Annotated in this window: 12 protein-coding genes; 5 read left to right on the plus strand and 7 right to left on the minus strand. The window is 35.6% G+C overall.

The window, feature by feature from the left end; all coding sequences use genetic code 11:
• Positions 1 to 126 precede the first annotated feature (126 nt).
• On the plus strand, positions 127 to 2,193 hold the full coding sequence (locus ACJJVN_RS12075; RefSeq protein ID WP_405378340.1) for a M13 family metallopeptidase: 2,067 nt from the start codon (positions 127 to 129) through the stop codon (positions 2,191 to 2,193).
• Positions 2,194 to 2,283: 90 nt separating this feature from the next.
• Positions 2,284 to 4,191 carry a CocE/NonD family hydrolase gene (locus tag ACJJVN_RS12080; RefSeq protein ID WP_405378342.1) on the plus strand — a complete coding sequence of 636 codons (1,908 nt, stop codon included), beginning with the start codon at positions 2,284 to 2,286 and terminating at the stop codon, positions 4,189 to 4,191.
• Between the two features lie 302 nt (positions 4,192 to 4,493).
• Here the strand turns inward: ACJJVN_RS12080 and ACJJVN_RS12085 are convergent, their stop codons facing one another.
• The 7 genes from ACJJVN_RS12085 to ACJJVN_RS12115 form a co-directional block, all read right to left on the minus strand.
• Complete coding sequence (locus tag ACJJVN_RS12085; RefSeq protein WP_104514116.1) at positions 4,494 to 4,946, minus strand: 6-carboxytetrahydropterin synthase; 453 nt, start codon at positions 4,944 to 4,946, stop codon at positions 4,494 to 4,496.
• Positions 4,943 to 5,077 carry a hypothetical protein gene (locus tag ACJJVN_RS12090; protein ID WP_405378344.1) on the minus strand — a complete coding sequence of 45 codons (135 nt, stop codon included), beginning with the start codon at positions 5,075 to 5,077 and terminating at the stop codon, positions 4,943 to 4,945. Before ACJJVN_RS12090 ends, ACJJVN_RS12085 begins: the two co-directional genes overlap by 4 nt.
• A 105-nt stretch (positions 5,078 to 5,182) precedes the next feature.
• A complete protein-coding gene (locus ACJJVN_RS12095) occupies positions 5,183 to 6,517 on the minus strand; it encodes an MATE family efflux transporter (protein ID WP_405378346.1) in 1,335 nt (444 codons plus the stop codon).
• A 165-nt stretch (positions 6,518 to 6,682) separates the two neighbouring features.
• Positions 6,683 to 6,931 carry a hypothetical protein gene (locus ACJJVN_RS12100; RefSeq protein WP_104514118.1) on the minus strand — a complete coding sequence of 83 codons (249 nt, stop codon included), beginning with the start codon at positions 6,929 to 6,931 and terminating at the stop codon, positions 6,683 to 6,685.
• A 125-nt stretch (positions 6,932 to 7,056) separates the two neighbouring features.
• Positions 7,057 to 7,509: a Fur family transcriptional regulator gene (locus ACJJVN_RS12105; protein ID WP_104514119.1), complete on the minus strand. Its 453-nt coding sequence runs from the start codon at positions 7,507 to 7,509 to the stop codon at positions 7,057 to 7,059.
• 133 nt (positions 7,510 to 7,642) lie between these two features.
• Positions 7,643 to 8,257 (minus strand): HmuY family protein, encoded by a 615-nt coding sequence (locus ACJJVN_RS12110; protein ID WP_405378348.1) that lies wholly within the window; start codon positions 8,255 to 8,257, stop codon positions 7,643 to 7,645.
• Between the two features lie 19 nt (positions 8,258 to 8,276).
• Positions 8,277 to 10,358, minus strand: a complete 2,082-nt coding sequence (locus ACJJVN_RS12115) for a TonB-dependent receptor plug domain-containing protein (protein ID WP_405378350.1) — start codon at positions 10,356 to 10,358, stop codon at positions 8,277 to 8,279.
• Between the two features lie 110 nt (positions 10,359 to 10,468).
• Between ACJJVN_RS12115 and ACJJVN_RS12120 the strand changes: the two genes are divergently transcribed.
• The 3 genes from ACJJVN_RS12120 to ACJJVN_RS12130 are packed head-to-tail and all read left to right on the plus strand — an operon-like array spanning position 10,469 to position 13,356.
• On the plus strand, positions 10,469 to 11,371 hold the full coding sequence (locus ACJJVN_RS12120; RefSeq protein WP_405378352.1) for a DUF6607 family protein: 903 nt from the start codon (positions 10,469 to 10,471) through the stop codon (positions 11,369 to 11,371).
• Positions 11,372 to 11,377: 6 nt separating this feature from the next.
• Positions 11,378 to 12,868, plus strand: a complete 1,491-nt coding sequence (locus tag ACJJVN_RS12125; RefSeq protein ID WP_405378354.1) for an ankyrin repeat domain-containing protein — start codon at positions 11,378 to 11,380, stop codon at positions 12,866 to 12,868.
• Entirely contained in the window at positions 12,868 to 13,356 is a 489-nt protein-coding gene (locus ACJJVN_RS12130; RefSeq protein WP_405378356.1) for a DUF2271 domain-containing protein, read from the plus strand. The genes ACJJVN_RS12125 and ACJJVN_RS12130 overlap by 1 nt, the downstream gene beginning before the upstream one ends.
• Positions 13,357 to 13,361: the final 5 nt, after the last annotated feature.

Genomic DNA, 13,361 nt, shown 5'->3' on the forward strand with positions numbered 1-13,361 from the left:
TTCGCGAAAGCGAGAACAACAACCATCTTAATTCATTACCAAATACTTAACAATTAGAAGATATAATTTTGATATTTTGCTTTACTAATTTCATTCCAAGGAATTAAAATAACTAAACTTAAAAAAATGAAAATTAAATCCTCTTTACTAATAGCTGCAACAGCTATGGTAACCATGGTATCGTGTAAGGACACGCCTACAACTACCGCTGTTGAAGCAAAAGAACAACCTGGCTTAGAGCTAGGTTACATGGATAAAAATGTATCTCCTAAAGATGACTTTTATCGTTTTGTAAACGGTGTGTGGATAGATTCTACAGAAATTCCTGCAGACCAGACCGTATGGGGTGGTTTTAATAAATTGAGAAAAGACACAGATGCAGACGTGCTTGCTATTCTAGATAGAGCAATGAACGATAAGGACTTAGATCCTACATCTGACCAAGCAAAGGCCGTTTATGTTTTTCAGAGTATTATGGATAATGACTCTCGTAATAAAGCAGGTTACCAACCTATAGTACCTTATTTAGAAAAAATAGATGGTATCCATTCATTAGAAGAATTACTTACTGTAAAAGCAGAACTAGGTAAAAAAGGACTAAACGCATTTTTCTCTGTAGGTGTAGGAGCAGATGCTATGGATACTGATATGAATGTAGCACAACTAGGCAATGGTTCTCTAGGTATGGCTCGTGAATATTATGTAGGAGAAGATGCTGACAGTAAAGAGAAGCTTGCAAAATATGAGATGCACATCGCTAGAATGCTAGCTATGACCGGTATGGAGCAAGAAAAAGCTACTGCTACTGCAAGTGAAATCGTTGCTTTTGAAAAATCAATGGCTGTACCTAGATTAGACAAGGTAACTAGAAGAGACCCAAAAAAAACTTACAACCCTATGGCAGTAAGTGGTCTTCAAAAAATTGCTCCTGCTGTAAACTGGAAAACTTATTTCAAAGAAGCCGGAATGAAGGACTTTGATAACCTTATTGTAAGTCAGCCAGATTATATCAAGGCATTAAACTCTATGTGGAAAACATCTAACCTAGAGATCATGAAAAAGTACATGAGATGGAGCATGATTAACGATGCTTCTAACATGCTTTCTACAGAATTAGAAGATGCAAATTTTGATTTCTATAGCAAGACCATGCGTGGTGCAAAAGAACAAAAAGCTCAAAATGAACGTGCTCTAGCTACTGTTAACGGTACGTTAGGAGAAGCGTTAGGTCAACTGTATGTTGATGAGAAGTTCCCACCTGCTGCAAAAGCTAAGGCAAAGGAAATGATTGAGTATGTAAAGAAAGCATATGAAGTACGTATCAATGGACTAGAATGGATGAGTCCAGAAACTAAGGCCAAAGCTATCGAGAAATTAAACGGTATGACCATTAAAATAGGTTATCCTGATACGTGGAAAGATTATTCTGAAATGCAAATAAAAAGCCCTAAAGATGGTGGTACTTTATTTGACAACATGCTAGCTGTACAAGAATACAATTACATGGATAACATGAGTAAACTAGGTGAGAAAGTGGACAAATCAGAATGGTTCATGTCTCCACAAACTGTAAATGCTTATTACAATCCTTATTACAACGAGATTGTTTTTCCTGCAGCTATTTTACAACCACCTTTCTATAATTATGAGGCAGACGCTGCTGTAAACTTCGGTGGTATGGGAGCTGTTATAGGTCATGAAATCTCTCATGGTTTTGATGATAGCGGTGCAAAATTTGCAGCAAACGGTAACATGGTTAACTGGTGGACAGAAGATGACATTAAGCAATTTGAAGAACTAGGTGGCGAGCTTGCTGCTCAATACAGTGCTATAGAAGTTCTTCCTGGAGTGAACATAAACGGTGCTTATACACTAGGAGAAAACATAGGAGATTTAGGTGGTGTAAACGCTGCTTATGACGGTCTTAATATGTGGCTAGAAGATAAAGGAGAAGTTGCAAACATAGATGGTTACACACAACAACAACGTTTCTTTTTAAGCTGGGCAACCGTATGGCGCACAAAGATGAGAGACGAGGCTTTAAAGCAACGTATCAAAGGTGATACACACTCACCAGGTATGTACCGTGGTTATGTACCACTTCAAAACATTCAAGCTTTTTATGATGCTTTTGATATTAAAGAAGAAGATGGAATGTACATCGCACCAGAAGATCGCGTATTGATCTGGTAAGATTAACACATAAATTATATTAAGGCTTTCTTAACAGAAAGCCTTTTTTTGTACCTAACTGCTATATTTAGCATCTCTTAAATATAAAACATGAAAAATTACATTCTTATTGTTGTGGCTGTTTTTAGTTTCGCTTTCGCGAAAGCGCAATCTAAATCCAACTACGTAAAAGAAAATTACACAAAAACGGTAGAATATATCTCTATGAGAGATGGTGTTAAATTATATACCGTAATCTATGCACCTAAGGATACCTCAAAGGAATATCCTATCATGATGCAACGTACACCATATAGTGTAAGACCTTATGGAGAAGGTGAGTACAAAACATCTCTAGGACCTAACAAATTCATGATGGAAGAAGGTTACATCTTTGTATATCAAGATGTGCGTGGTAGATGGATGAGTGAAGGAGACTTTGACAACATGAGACCACACATACCTGGTAATGATGTAAATAATAAAAAAGATATAGACGAGAGTAGTGATACCTATGACACTATAGACTGGCTGGTAAACAACCTGTCTAACAATAATAAAAAAGTAGGTCAGTGGGGAATTTCTTATCCTGGACATTACACCGCAGCTGCATTACCAGAAGCTCACCCATCACTAGCAGCATCTTCACCACAAGCACCCATTGCAGACTTTTTCTTTGACGACTTTCATCACATGGGAGCAACATTACAAAGTTATTTAATGGCTTATCCATTATTCGGTTATCAGTCAGAGCCTACCTCAGAGAGCTGGTATAATGATAAATGGGACAAATTACGTGCAGCAGGAAACATGAAAGATGGTTATGATTTCAACCTGAAAATAGGACCACTTAAAAATGTTACTGAGAACATATTTCCAGAAAACTTCTTCTGGAAACAAGTTACAGAGCATCCTAATTATGACGAATTCTGGCAAAAACGTGCTATAATCAATCATTTTGATGATGTAAACCATGCCGTAATGACTGTAGGTGGCTGGTTTGATGCAGAGGATCTTTATGGGCCACTTAACATCTATAAAAGTGTAGAAAGTAAGAACCCTAATAATAAGAATAACACCATAGTTATGGGACCATGGAGCCATGGCAACTGGGCTAGAGAACGTGGTAAGCAAATGGTGAATCACATTCACTTCGGTGATAGTATTTCTACTTTTTACCAGAAAAACATTGAAACTCCTTTCTTTGAGCATCATTTAAAAGGAAAGAAAAACCCACAATTACCAGAGGCATACATGTTTGATACTGGCGCAAAAAAATGGGAACAATTTACACACTGGCCACCACAACAAGAACAAATTTCTTTTGGTTTTGGAAAAAACGGTGAGTTATTGATCAACAAGGCTGGCGATAAAAAACAGGAATTCACTTATACGAGTGATCCTATGAAACCAGTACCTTTTAGAAGCGAGATAACACCAGTAACATTTACACCTAGAGCTTACATGACAGACGACCAGCGTCATGCATCTAGAAGACCAGACGTACTTACTTTTCAGACAGAAGTGTTAGATAACGACATGCGTCTTGCCGGAGAGATAAAGGCAAATCTAGAAGTGATCTTAAATAACATTACAGACGCAGACTTTATAGTAAAAATAATAGACGTATATCCAGATGACGAGCCTAATGGTGCGTATACTCCTAAAGACATATCTCTAGCAGGTTACCAGCAACTCGTGCGTGCAGAAACCTTCAGAGGTAGATTTAGAAATGACTTTTCTAAACCAGAACCTTTTAAAGAAGGAAAGAAAACTAAAGTGAATTTCCCTTTACAAGACATCTTACATACCTTTAAAAAAGGACATAGAGTAATGATACAAATTCACAGCACCTGGTTTCCTTACATAGATCGCAACCCACAGAAGTATGTGGACAACATCTTTGAAGCAACAGAAAGTGATTTTACAGTAGGTCAAGTAACCATACTAGGAAGCAGTAAAGTAACCGTAGGAGAAAATGACGGTATTGAAAAAATGTTACCTAAAATGAAGAAGTAAGTTTTAATAAAACATCAACAAAAAGCTCCTTAAATCCAATTGATTTAAGGAGCTTTTTTTATACTCAACATATAGTAAAATATATCAAATAGAGTATTTTGTCGAATAATTAACGCTTTTCAGCTGTGATAAGAGAATAATTCACATATTCGCAATCCTCTTAAAAAACAGTATTATGGAAGCAAATTACTTAGAAGAAAAAAAGCCTAATACCATAGTTGCAACTTATAAATTAATCACTGGATTAATAAAACTAATTGCTAAGACTTTCTTTTCTTTTTAAAAGTTTCTTTATCCCGTAATTAAACCTGATCTGCGGCATGCCACTCGGCATAGCTGGTTTCTGTTTCTCTTAATCGTAATGTGTGCAAGGCGATATTACTAGGTAAACGTCTTTTGATCTTATCTGCAAAGTCTATAATCATCATCTCGCTAGTCGGTTGATAATCTACTAGAATTACATCGTGACCACGGTCAGAAAGTTCTTTGGCTAGTTCCACATGCGGTGTGTTTTTATTAAACACTGTCGCATGATCAAATGGATCCACAATCTCTTCTTTGATAATTTTCTTTAAATCACCAAAATCGATCACCATTCCATGCTTCACATGACCTAACTCATCTATAGGTGTCCCGATTACTGTAACGGCTAGTTTATAACTATGCCCGTGTACATTGCGACACTTACCGTCATACCCATAAAGTGCATGACCAGTTTCAAATGTAAATTCTTTTGTTATACGTACTTTTCTCATCCTTTGCGTTTGTATCTATTGTAAATCACTATAATAATGAGAAGTACACCCAATACTAGAAAAAGTCCTGAGCCGCCTAAAAACCCTATGATATCTAAGAACGTATTGTCCTCTATAAGTAACGCTTGCATATGCTATAATTAAGGTGCAAAGATAATGAGATTATGTGAGGATTGTGTGGTGTACGCTTTCGCGAAAGCGGAATTAACACCAACTATATTTCCTTTAAAAAGAATCTATTCTATTACCATGGCAGCCACCTTACTTTTAAATTTAAAGTACAAAACGGCCGCTCGTCCTATCATCCAAGCAAAGAAAGCAAACCAGACGGCATGAAGGTTATCATTAAAATAGTCTAGAATAAATAAAACAGGTAAAAACACTAATGCTGTAAGAATCCACAATAGATTGCGCAGGTAAGAAGCCTCGCCCCAACCTTTAAAAATGCCATCATAAACAAAAGCGACCGCATTTATAGGTTGCATGAGTAGCACGATCCAGAAGGAGTTTGCAATAATCTCTAGCACCTCAGGATCGTCTGTAAAACGTGTTCCCAGATAAGGATATAATATGGTGCAAATAACAGCTAGAATAGCCGCCATAACAACACCATAAAGAGAAGTTTTATTTGCTAGATATTTGAGAGAATCGGCATCTTTAGACCCAAATAACTTACCACCTATTGCGTTACCAGCATTTGCAAAACCATCTACTAGAAATGAGAAGAACAACCATACATTCATAAGAACAGCGTGTGCTGCCGCCTCTTCTACCCCATAACTATTTGCAAATCGATAAGAAAAGTAAATCGCTACATTAATGGCTACGGTACGCAAAAAGAAATTTGCAGTAAGACCTATATGTTTCTTCAATTTTTCATGAGGTTGCCATAGGGTCAACTTCATGCTAAAAATGGTCTTTTTATACAGAAAGAAGATAGCTATCAATAACATGACTAACTGTGCGGCGAGACTAGCATATGCAGCACCCATAATACCATAAGCTGGGACAAAACCCTTAATACCGTAAACAAGTATAAAGTTTAAACCTATGTTTACTACTGCGCCAGACAGACTTGCTATCATGGCCCAAGAGGTGTTTTGAAGTCCTCTAAATATTCCGAAAATAGCAAAAGCACACAACGTCATGGGAAAACCTATCGCTCTTATTTGGTAATAACTAGATGCTATAGAAAGCACCTCGTCCTGAGCTTTATAAAGTGTGAATATATAACTAGCCATAGGTGCGGTGACTAGATAGATACAAGTACCTAGAACAATATTTAACCACACCACTTGTGGTATCAAATCATTGATTTTTTCTAGCTGATTTGCTCCTAGCGTATTAGAAACTATAGAAGAGATAGAGGTTTTAGTTTGTGCCAGTGTCCAGATTATGGCACTTAAAAATGTACCTACTAGACCTATGGCAGCAAGCGCATTTGTAGTATCACCATCCATCTTACCGATAATTGCAAGATCTGTGATGCTTATAAGAGGCTCTGCTATACCTGCAATTATAGCTGGTATTGCCAGTTTAAGTATTTGAGAAGTATTGATTTGAATAGCCATCGAGATTGCAAAGATAATCTCTTAAATATGACTAGATGGCTTTTTAAATTTATCCGGTTTCTACCCTAAGTTGTTCATACTCTTATGAAACTTAAAAAATGGAAACAAATAATAACAGCAACTGAATGAACCAGCTACTGTTTTTATAAGTATTGAATTTTATTTTCATGCTTGCGCATTTTGTGGAGCCCAGTGAGAACATAACATTCCTGGAGCTGCTTTCTGTGGGTTTGCACAAGTAGGTCCTTCATACCTAGCACATGATGTACAATTAGGATCGTTTTTTAATGCTGCTTTCATTTCAAAACTATCGCAGGTGTAACTCGTACTTACCTTAACACCGTGAATTTTACAATTTTCATTCTCCATTAAATTCTCACAATTCACACAACTGTTTCCTATTCTTATAGACATAATATTCGATTTTAAGTTAACCAAATATAATCTCAGGCAGGATTAGAAACAATATAAATACTTGATATAAAAGAGTTTATATTTAGACTACTTAAAAATAAAATGAACTATTTACTTCTAAGATACTATTCATTATCAGATTTCTCATTTTTTGTAGCATAGAAATATAAAGAGTGAGTATCTATGGAAACATCAAAAACCTCTTCTATTGTTTTTTTGATTTCTTGAACCATAGGGTCAGAAAATTCTAATACCTCGCCAGTGTCTGTCATGATAATATGATCGTGTTTACCATCAAAAAAAGATTTCTCATAATAGGCCACATTATCACCGAATTGATGCCTGCGTACTAAACGAGATTCTATTAAGATATCTAGGGTATTATAAAGTGTTGCTCTACTTACTCTATAATTCTCCTCTATCATTTTTGAGAAAAGTGTATCCACATTTAAGTGCTCTTCAGATTTATATATCTGTTCTAGAATAGCATATCGTTCTGGGGTTTTGCGATGACCGTTTTCTTCTAGAAAGACGGTAAATCTATCTTTAATAATATTAAAACTACTAATACAAGCCATGTTGATTTATTGAGAAGGGTGAGAATTTAGGAAGCTAATAGGTATTAAAACAATAGGAATGATCAGATTTTAATTAAAAGACTCCTCAAACATTACATAGAAGAGCCTTTTAAAGAACTAATCAAACTAAAATCTATAAAGAGGTATCTCCTAAATTAGGATTATACACATAATTAAAAGTGTAGAAACGACTGCTAGCCGTGGTATCTTGATTTTCATAATAACTTAAGATTTCTACTTTTGCATACCTACCATCTCTAGTTCTTATAACTAATACTTTTCCTGGAATAGCAGAAATTACGTTAGTCATGAAGTTATAATTGTACCATCCATTATCGCTACCTGCTGGAATTGCGTATCCTTCACTGCTATCTTGATTAAAAATTAACCCTTCTGCTGTAACAACACTAGCAAATGTTCCTGTAGCAATAGCTGCTGCTGCGTCGCCATTTCTTTCAGGCTCGTCTGCAGTACCAGTAGATACTCCACCATTAATAGCAATGGTAGTACCTCTAAAAGCAATATCCCATTCTATATCACTAGTAGTTTCTAATCCTGTTGAAAAATCAAATTTGGTAAAGTCACCTCCTATTTCTTGTCCCTGACCACCAGTTTGTGGTGCTGGTAAATTAGAAACTGTGTTAGATTCTATAGCTGCTGGCGATACATCGTCATCGCTGCTACAAGATGCAAATCCTAAAAAAAGAATGGCGATAGCAATAGTTTTAAGTGTGTTGACTGTTTTCATTTTGGGTAATTGTTTATAGTTAAAATTGATAGTTAAGTTTTATGTATCCTTGAATCCCTGGCTGTGTAGGGATATTGTTATCTGTATAATCCAGTAGGTTATTTGCTCCTACTTGAAGATTAAAGTCTTGGTAAAAAGTTTTATTTGCAGCAATGTTAGCAGTTACATAACCATCTATAAAACTTGTATCATAGCTGTCTATGAGTCCGTTTCCATTGGTATCAAATTGGGCATATTTACTACGGTATAGCAATCTCAGATTTACGTTTGCCTTATATTTTTTTAAATCATAAAAGATTTTCAAATTACCGTTGTGTCTCGAGCGATTAACAAGCCCAAAATATTCTGATCGATCAATCGCCACGGTCTGATTAGTCTGTGCATCGCGCACAAATACATTTCCATCTTCAACAGCTTTTTCTTGAGTTTTATCAAATGCGTACAGTAACTGATAACCAGCACTTAATTTTATGGCGTCTGATACTTTATAACTAGTATTCACTTCTAATCCAGTAGTATATATCTCATCAAAATTCACGTAACTAAAAACATTCTGTCCGTTATTCTTGCGCGCTATAATTCTAGTATCTATTAAGTTTTTAAAATCATTGCGGTAAAAATTAAGCTCTGAATTCCATTTTCCTTTTTTAAAGGTCATGCTTAGATTATAACCTATACTACTTTCTGCCTCTAGTGGATCATCTAACTCATTAAGTGGCACAACCACATCTAGAATCTGACCTTGTTGTTGCAACTCATTTAATTTATCTACCGCAACATTATATCCTAAAACCGTATATCCTACCGCCGAGTTTGTAAAATCAAAATACAACTGTCTAAAATCTGGAGCTTTAAACCCATAACCTACAGATGCCTTTATGGCTATAGATTCACTAAGTTGGTATCTAGCAGCCAGCTTAGGACTAAATTGATTACTGTACTCTGAATGGTTATCAAATCTAGCACCTGCAATAACATTTAATTTTTCTGTAGGATTCACATCATACTGTCCATAAACGTATTGCGAATTAAAATCTACACGTTGGTCAAAATAAGTTCTATCCAGCGATTCTAGTTGATATCCTACACCAGCTGTTAGCGTACCAGCCGATTCTAACTTATAGTTTGCTCTTATCTCAGGACGTATCAAGGTCTGGTTAAAATCACTATCGGTAAAAGCATTTTCTTCAATAGGGTCTTCTAGTCGCTCGTTTGCACGATAATTAGTATAATAAAACTCATAAGAAGTAGAGAGCTTCTCATCCCATTTATGATCTAATCGTGCGTGTGCGTTCCATTCCTTTTCATTGCTATCGCCTTGATATTCTATATCCTCAAAAGTAAAACCTGCATCTTGAGTCTGGTCATAATATCGAGCCGAAGTAAATAGAGATATACTCTCGTTAAAATCATAATATAAACGAGTGTTAAAAGTGTAATTCTCAAAAGGATTAACGGTTTGCCCGCCAGTTTCTGGACTCAAATCATAACCATTGCTAGAAAAACGATTTGCAAAAAAGCCTATTCTCAGTTTATCAAAACGTTTTTTTACATCTAGATTAATGTCTTGTTGTGTAAAACTGCCCAATCTATAAGAAACGTTTCCATTTAGTTTTTCAGTTTTAGGCTTTTCAGTAATAATATTGATGACTCCACCCAGCGCTTCACTACCATAAAGACTACTCGCCGGACCTTTAACCACTTCTATTTGTTTGATATTACCTACTGTAATTCTACTAAGGTCAAAATTACCTGCACTGCGTCCTACTAGTGGTACACCGTCTACTAGAATAAGAATATAGTCTGACGATATTCCTTGTATTTGTACACCTTCAAAACCACTCTCATCAGACACCGTTATGATACCTGTTTGCTCGTTAAGAATTTCATCTAGTCGTATAGTTCCTGACTGTAAAATGTTCTTTTTAGAAATAAGAGTCACTGGTAATGGTAGTGAAGATAATTGTCTTTCTGTACGTGTTGCTGTAAGGACTATTTCTTCTAGCTTTTCTGTTGCTGTAGAGTCGATTACAGTTTGTTGGGCTACCGCTTTCGCGAAAGCGATAAAACTCAATACACTTATAAACAAATATTTACACATATCGCTACTTAGAATCATTCTTAATAAAGTGCAAATATATCATTTATTATTATTTAGAATAAATAAATATAAGTATTTTTGCAGGAGAATAATTTTCAAAAAAATCCGAAATGAAAACTAGCTATCTTACCCTACTTACTTTTATTACCGTCTTGTTTGCCACTGCACAAGACAAGAAACAACAAGACCAAACAGCCATTAAAGACATGTGTGGTTGTTATGAAGTGACTTTTAATTTTACAGAGACCTTTAATTATTCTAACGACTCTCTTTATAAACCGTCTGCAACTAAAGTGGATAAAGCGCTAGAATGGGCACAGTTAGTAACTGATGAAGAGGATAAAATTCAAATACAGCATTTATTACAAGTAGGTAACCCTGCAGAGCCGATGATTATTAAACACTGGAGACAGGACTGGCTGTTTGAAAATCAAGATCTATACACGTTTGATGTAAATAACAAATGGGTTTATGAGCATAAAGCAAAAAATGATGTTGCAGGACAGTGGACACAAAAGGTATATCAAGTAGATGACAGCCCGAGATATGAGGGTAGTTCTACGTGGGTGCATGTAGATGGCAAGAGTTATTGGGAAAACACAACTCCAGCACCACTGGCAAGAAGAGAATACACCACACGTAGTGACTATAATGTTCTTTTAAGAGGTAACAGACAAGAAATTACAGATTATGGCTGGTTACACGATCAGGATAACCATAAAATAATCAAAGAAGAAGGAAAAGAAGATGTCCTTCTAGCCAAAGAAAAAGGTTATAACACTTATGTAAAAGTGGATGACAGCCGCTGTAAAGCTGCCGCAAACTGGTGGAAAGAAAACACAGCAAAGTGGGAACTGGTAAGAGCTAAATGGGATAATGTCTATGCTCGCAATAAAGACCTAACTCTGGAAGAAAAAGTGGATAACAAAGTTCTTTACAAGCATCTTTTTGATGACACGGTGACTGAAAAGGAACAAATAGACCCAATTATTGAATCATTTGTAAAAAAATAAATCACCATGAAAAATATTTTTATGCAACTAGCCTTCTTGCTGATAGGCTATAGCTCAATTGCTCAACAAAATACTTTCTATTCCGGTGATTTCTGGAAAACAAATCCTAGCCTCAATGAGGTGAAATCGCTAATAGAAAAAGGAAATGATCCTGTGTCGATGAATCAGAACGGTTTTGACGCAACAGTATATGCGATTATACGTCATGCAAATAATGATGTTATAGAACACCTTCTTTCTATAGAAGGAAACATACCTAACAAGAAAACTCATGACAGCCGTAATTATTTACATTGGGCTGCCTATTCTGGTAATGTAACTATCGTGAAGCAATTATTAAAGCTAGGATCTTCTGTAACACAGCCAGACAGTCACGGAAACACACCTCTTTTATTTGCCGCAAATGCCGGCACTAAGGATCCTGCTATCTATGACGCTTTTAAAAATCATGGAGTAGACTTAGTAAATGAGAAAAATGAACAAGGAGCCACTATCTTACTAGCCCTTGCTCCACATTTAGAAAATGAGAAAGAACTGTCTACTTTTTTATCATACGGTTTAAAGCTAGAAACAGTAGATAATGATGGTAACAACCTCTTTCATTATGCTGTAAAACAAGGAAATCTTTCTTTTTTACAAGTGCTTATAGATAAAGGTGTAGACTTTAAAGCAACTAATAAGAATGGTGGTAATGCTATTCTTATGGCTAGTCGTGGTGCACGTAACTATCAAAATACTCAAGATGTGTATGAGTTTTTAGAAAATCTAGGAATTAAGGTAAATATAGTAGGTGATAACGATCGCAATCCATTGCACAGTATCGCTTATAGAAACAAAGATCTAGATCTTTTTACTTATTTCTTAGACCACGGTGTAGATGTTAACCTAAAAGATAATAATGGGAATTCTCCTTTCATGAATGCTGCAGCAAGTAATAACTTAAAGGTTGTACAGTTTTTATCTGAAAAAGTAACCGATATAAACGCGCATAATAGCGCTGGTAACACGGCACTTTCTATGGCGGTAAGTAGAAATAATGCAGCAGTTGTTGAGTTTTTATTAGCTCATAAAGCAAATGCACAGGTAACAGATAATAAAGGAAATAACCTGGCTTATTATTTAGTCCATTCTTATAATTCTAGAAATGTAGAAGACTTTAAAACAAAAATGAAATTATTGCAAAGTAAAAAAGTGTCTATGACTGCAACACAATCTGGCGGTAATACTTTATATCATATTGCTGCAGGTGAGAATGATTTAAAGTTAATACAGTTGCTTGAAGGTCTCAAAATAGACATTAATAAAAAGAATGAAGAAGGTCTAACTGCCTTACACATCGCAGCAATGAAAGCAAAAGATGATAAGGTCATTAAATACCTTATCGATAAAGGCGCAGACACAAAACTTACTACAGATTTTGAAGAATCTGTTTATGATCTAGCAATGGAAAATGAAATTCTTCAAAAGAATAACACCTCTTTAAACTTCCTTAAATAATGAAGACACTTTTCAAAGTATTACCAGTTTTTATATTAAGCTCTTTTTTATTAATCAGTTTTATATCACCAGTAGAAAAAGCCAGCTATAAATGTATGATCCAGTTAAAGAATTATACTGGAGAAGGTGCTTATGTAGTTATCTCTCTTCTTAATCCAGCAGGAGAATATGAAGAGACCATCTATGTACAAGGTAAAGATAGTGAGTGGTACAGCGAGCTAGGACAGTGGTGGAAATTCTATGGTAAACACCGTCCAGATATAGATGCTATATCTGGTGCCACTATAAGTGGTGGAGAGCGCACTGTAAGCGTTATTAACTTGCCTAAAGATAAAATAGATAAAGGATACAGCATCCGTTTTGAAACTGCAGTAGAAGATCAAGAATACTATGCTCAAGATCTTCAATTTGAACTTACTACAGCAAACTTAAAAGGTAAAAAAGAAGGAACCGGTTTTATACGTTACATACGACTATTGCCACAGTAACCTAT

Origin of the sequence: Nonlabens sp. Asnod3-A02 (assembly GCF_045063755.1) — a bacterium.
Classification (GTDB): Bacteria; Bacteroidota; Bacteroidia; order Flavobacteriales; family Flavobacteriaceae; genus Nonlabens; species Nonlabens xylanidelens.

What these genes read in the sequence shown, in the direction of transcription:
- ACJJVN_RS12120 (WP_405378352.1), top strand. Translation starts at nt 10,469, where the DNA reads ATGAAAACTAGCTATCTTACCCTACTTACTTTTATTACCGTCTTGTTT.
- ACJJVN_RS12080 (WP_405378342.1), top strand. Translation starts at nt 2,284, where the DNA reads ATGAAAAATTACATTCTTATTGTTGTGGCTGTTTTTAGTTTCGCTTTC.
- ACJJVN_RS12115 (WP_405378350.1), bottom strand. Translation starts at nt 10,358, where the DNA reads ATGTGTAAATATTTGTTTATAAGTGTATTGAGTTTTATCGCTTTCGCG.
- ACJJVN_RS12105 (WP_104514119.1), bottom strand. Translation starts at nt 7,509, where the DNA reads ATGGCTTGTATTAGTAGTTTTAATATTATTAAAGATAGATTTACCGTC.
- ACJJVN_RS12130 (WP_405378356.1), top strand. Translation starts at nt 12,868, where the DNA reads ATGAAGACACTTTTCAAAGTATTACCAGTTTTTATATTAAGCTCTTTT.
- ACJJVN_RS12090 (WP_405378344.1), bottom strand. Translation starts at nt 5,077, where the DNA reads ATGCAAGCGTTACTTATAGAGGACAATACGTTCTTAGATATCATAGGG.
- ACJJVN_RS12095 (WP_405378346.1), bottom strand. Translation starts at nt 6,517, where the DNA reads ATGGCTATTCAAATCAATACTTCTCAAATACTTAAACTGGCAATACCA.
- ACJJVN_RS12110 (WP_405378348.1), bottom strand. Translation starts at nt 8,257, where the DNA reads ATGAAAACAGTCAACACACTTAAAACTATTGCTATCGCCATTCTTTTT.
- ACJJVN_RS12075 (WP_405378340.1), top strand. Translation starts at nt 127, where the DNA reads ATGAAAATTAAATCCTCTTTACTAATAGCTGCAACAGCTATGGTAACC.
- ACJJVN_RS12100 (WP_104514118.1), bottom strand. Translation starts at nt 6,931, where the DNA reads ATGTCTATAAGAATAGGAAACAGTTGTGTGAATTGTGAGAATTTAATG.
- ACJJVN_RS12125 (WP_405378354.1), top strand. Translation starts at nt 11,378, where the DNA reads ATGAAAAATATTTTTATGCAACTAGCCTTCTTGCTGATAGGCTATAGC.
- ACJJVN_RS12085 (WP_104514116.1), bottom strand. Translation starts at nt 4,946, where the DNA reads ATGAGAAAAGTACGTATAACAAAAGAATTTACATTTGAAACTGGTCAT.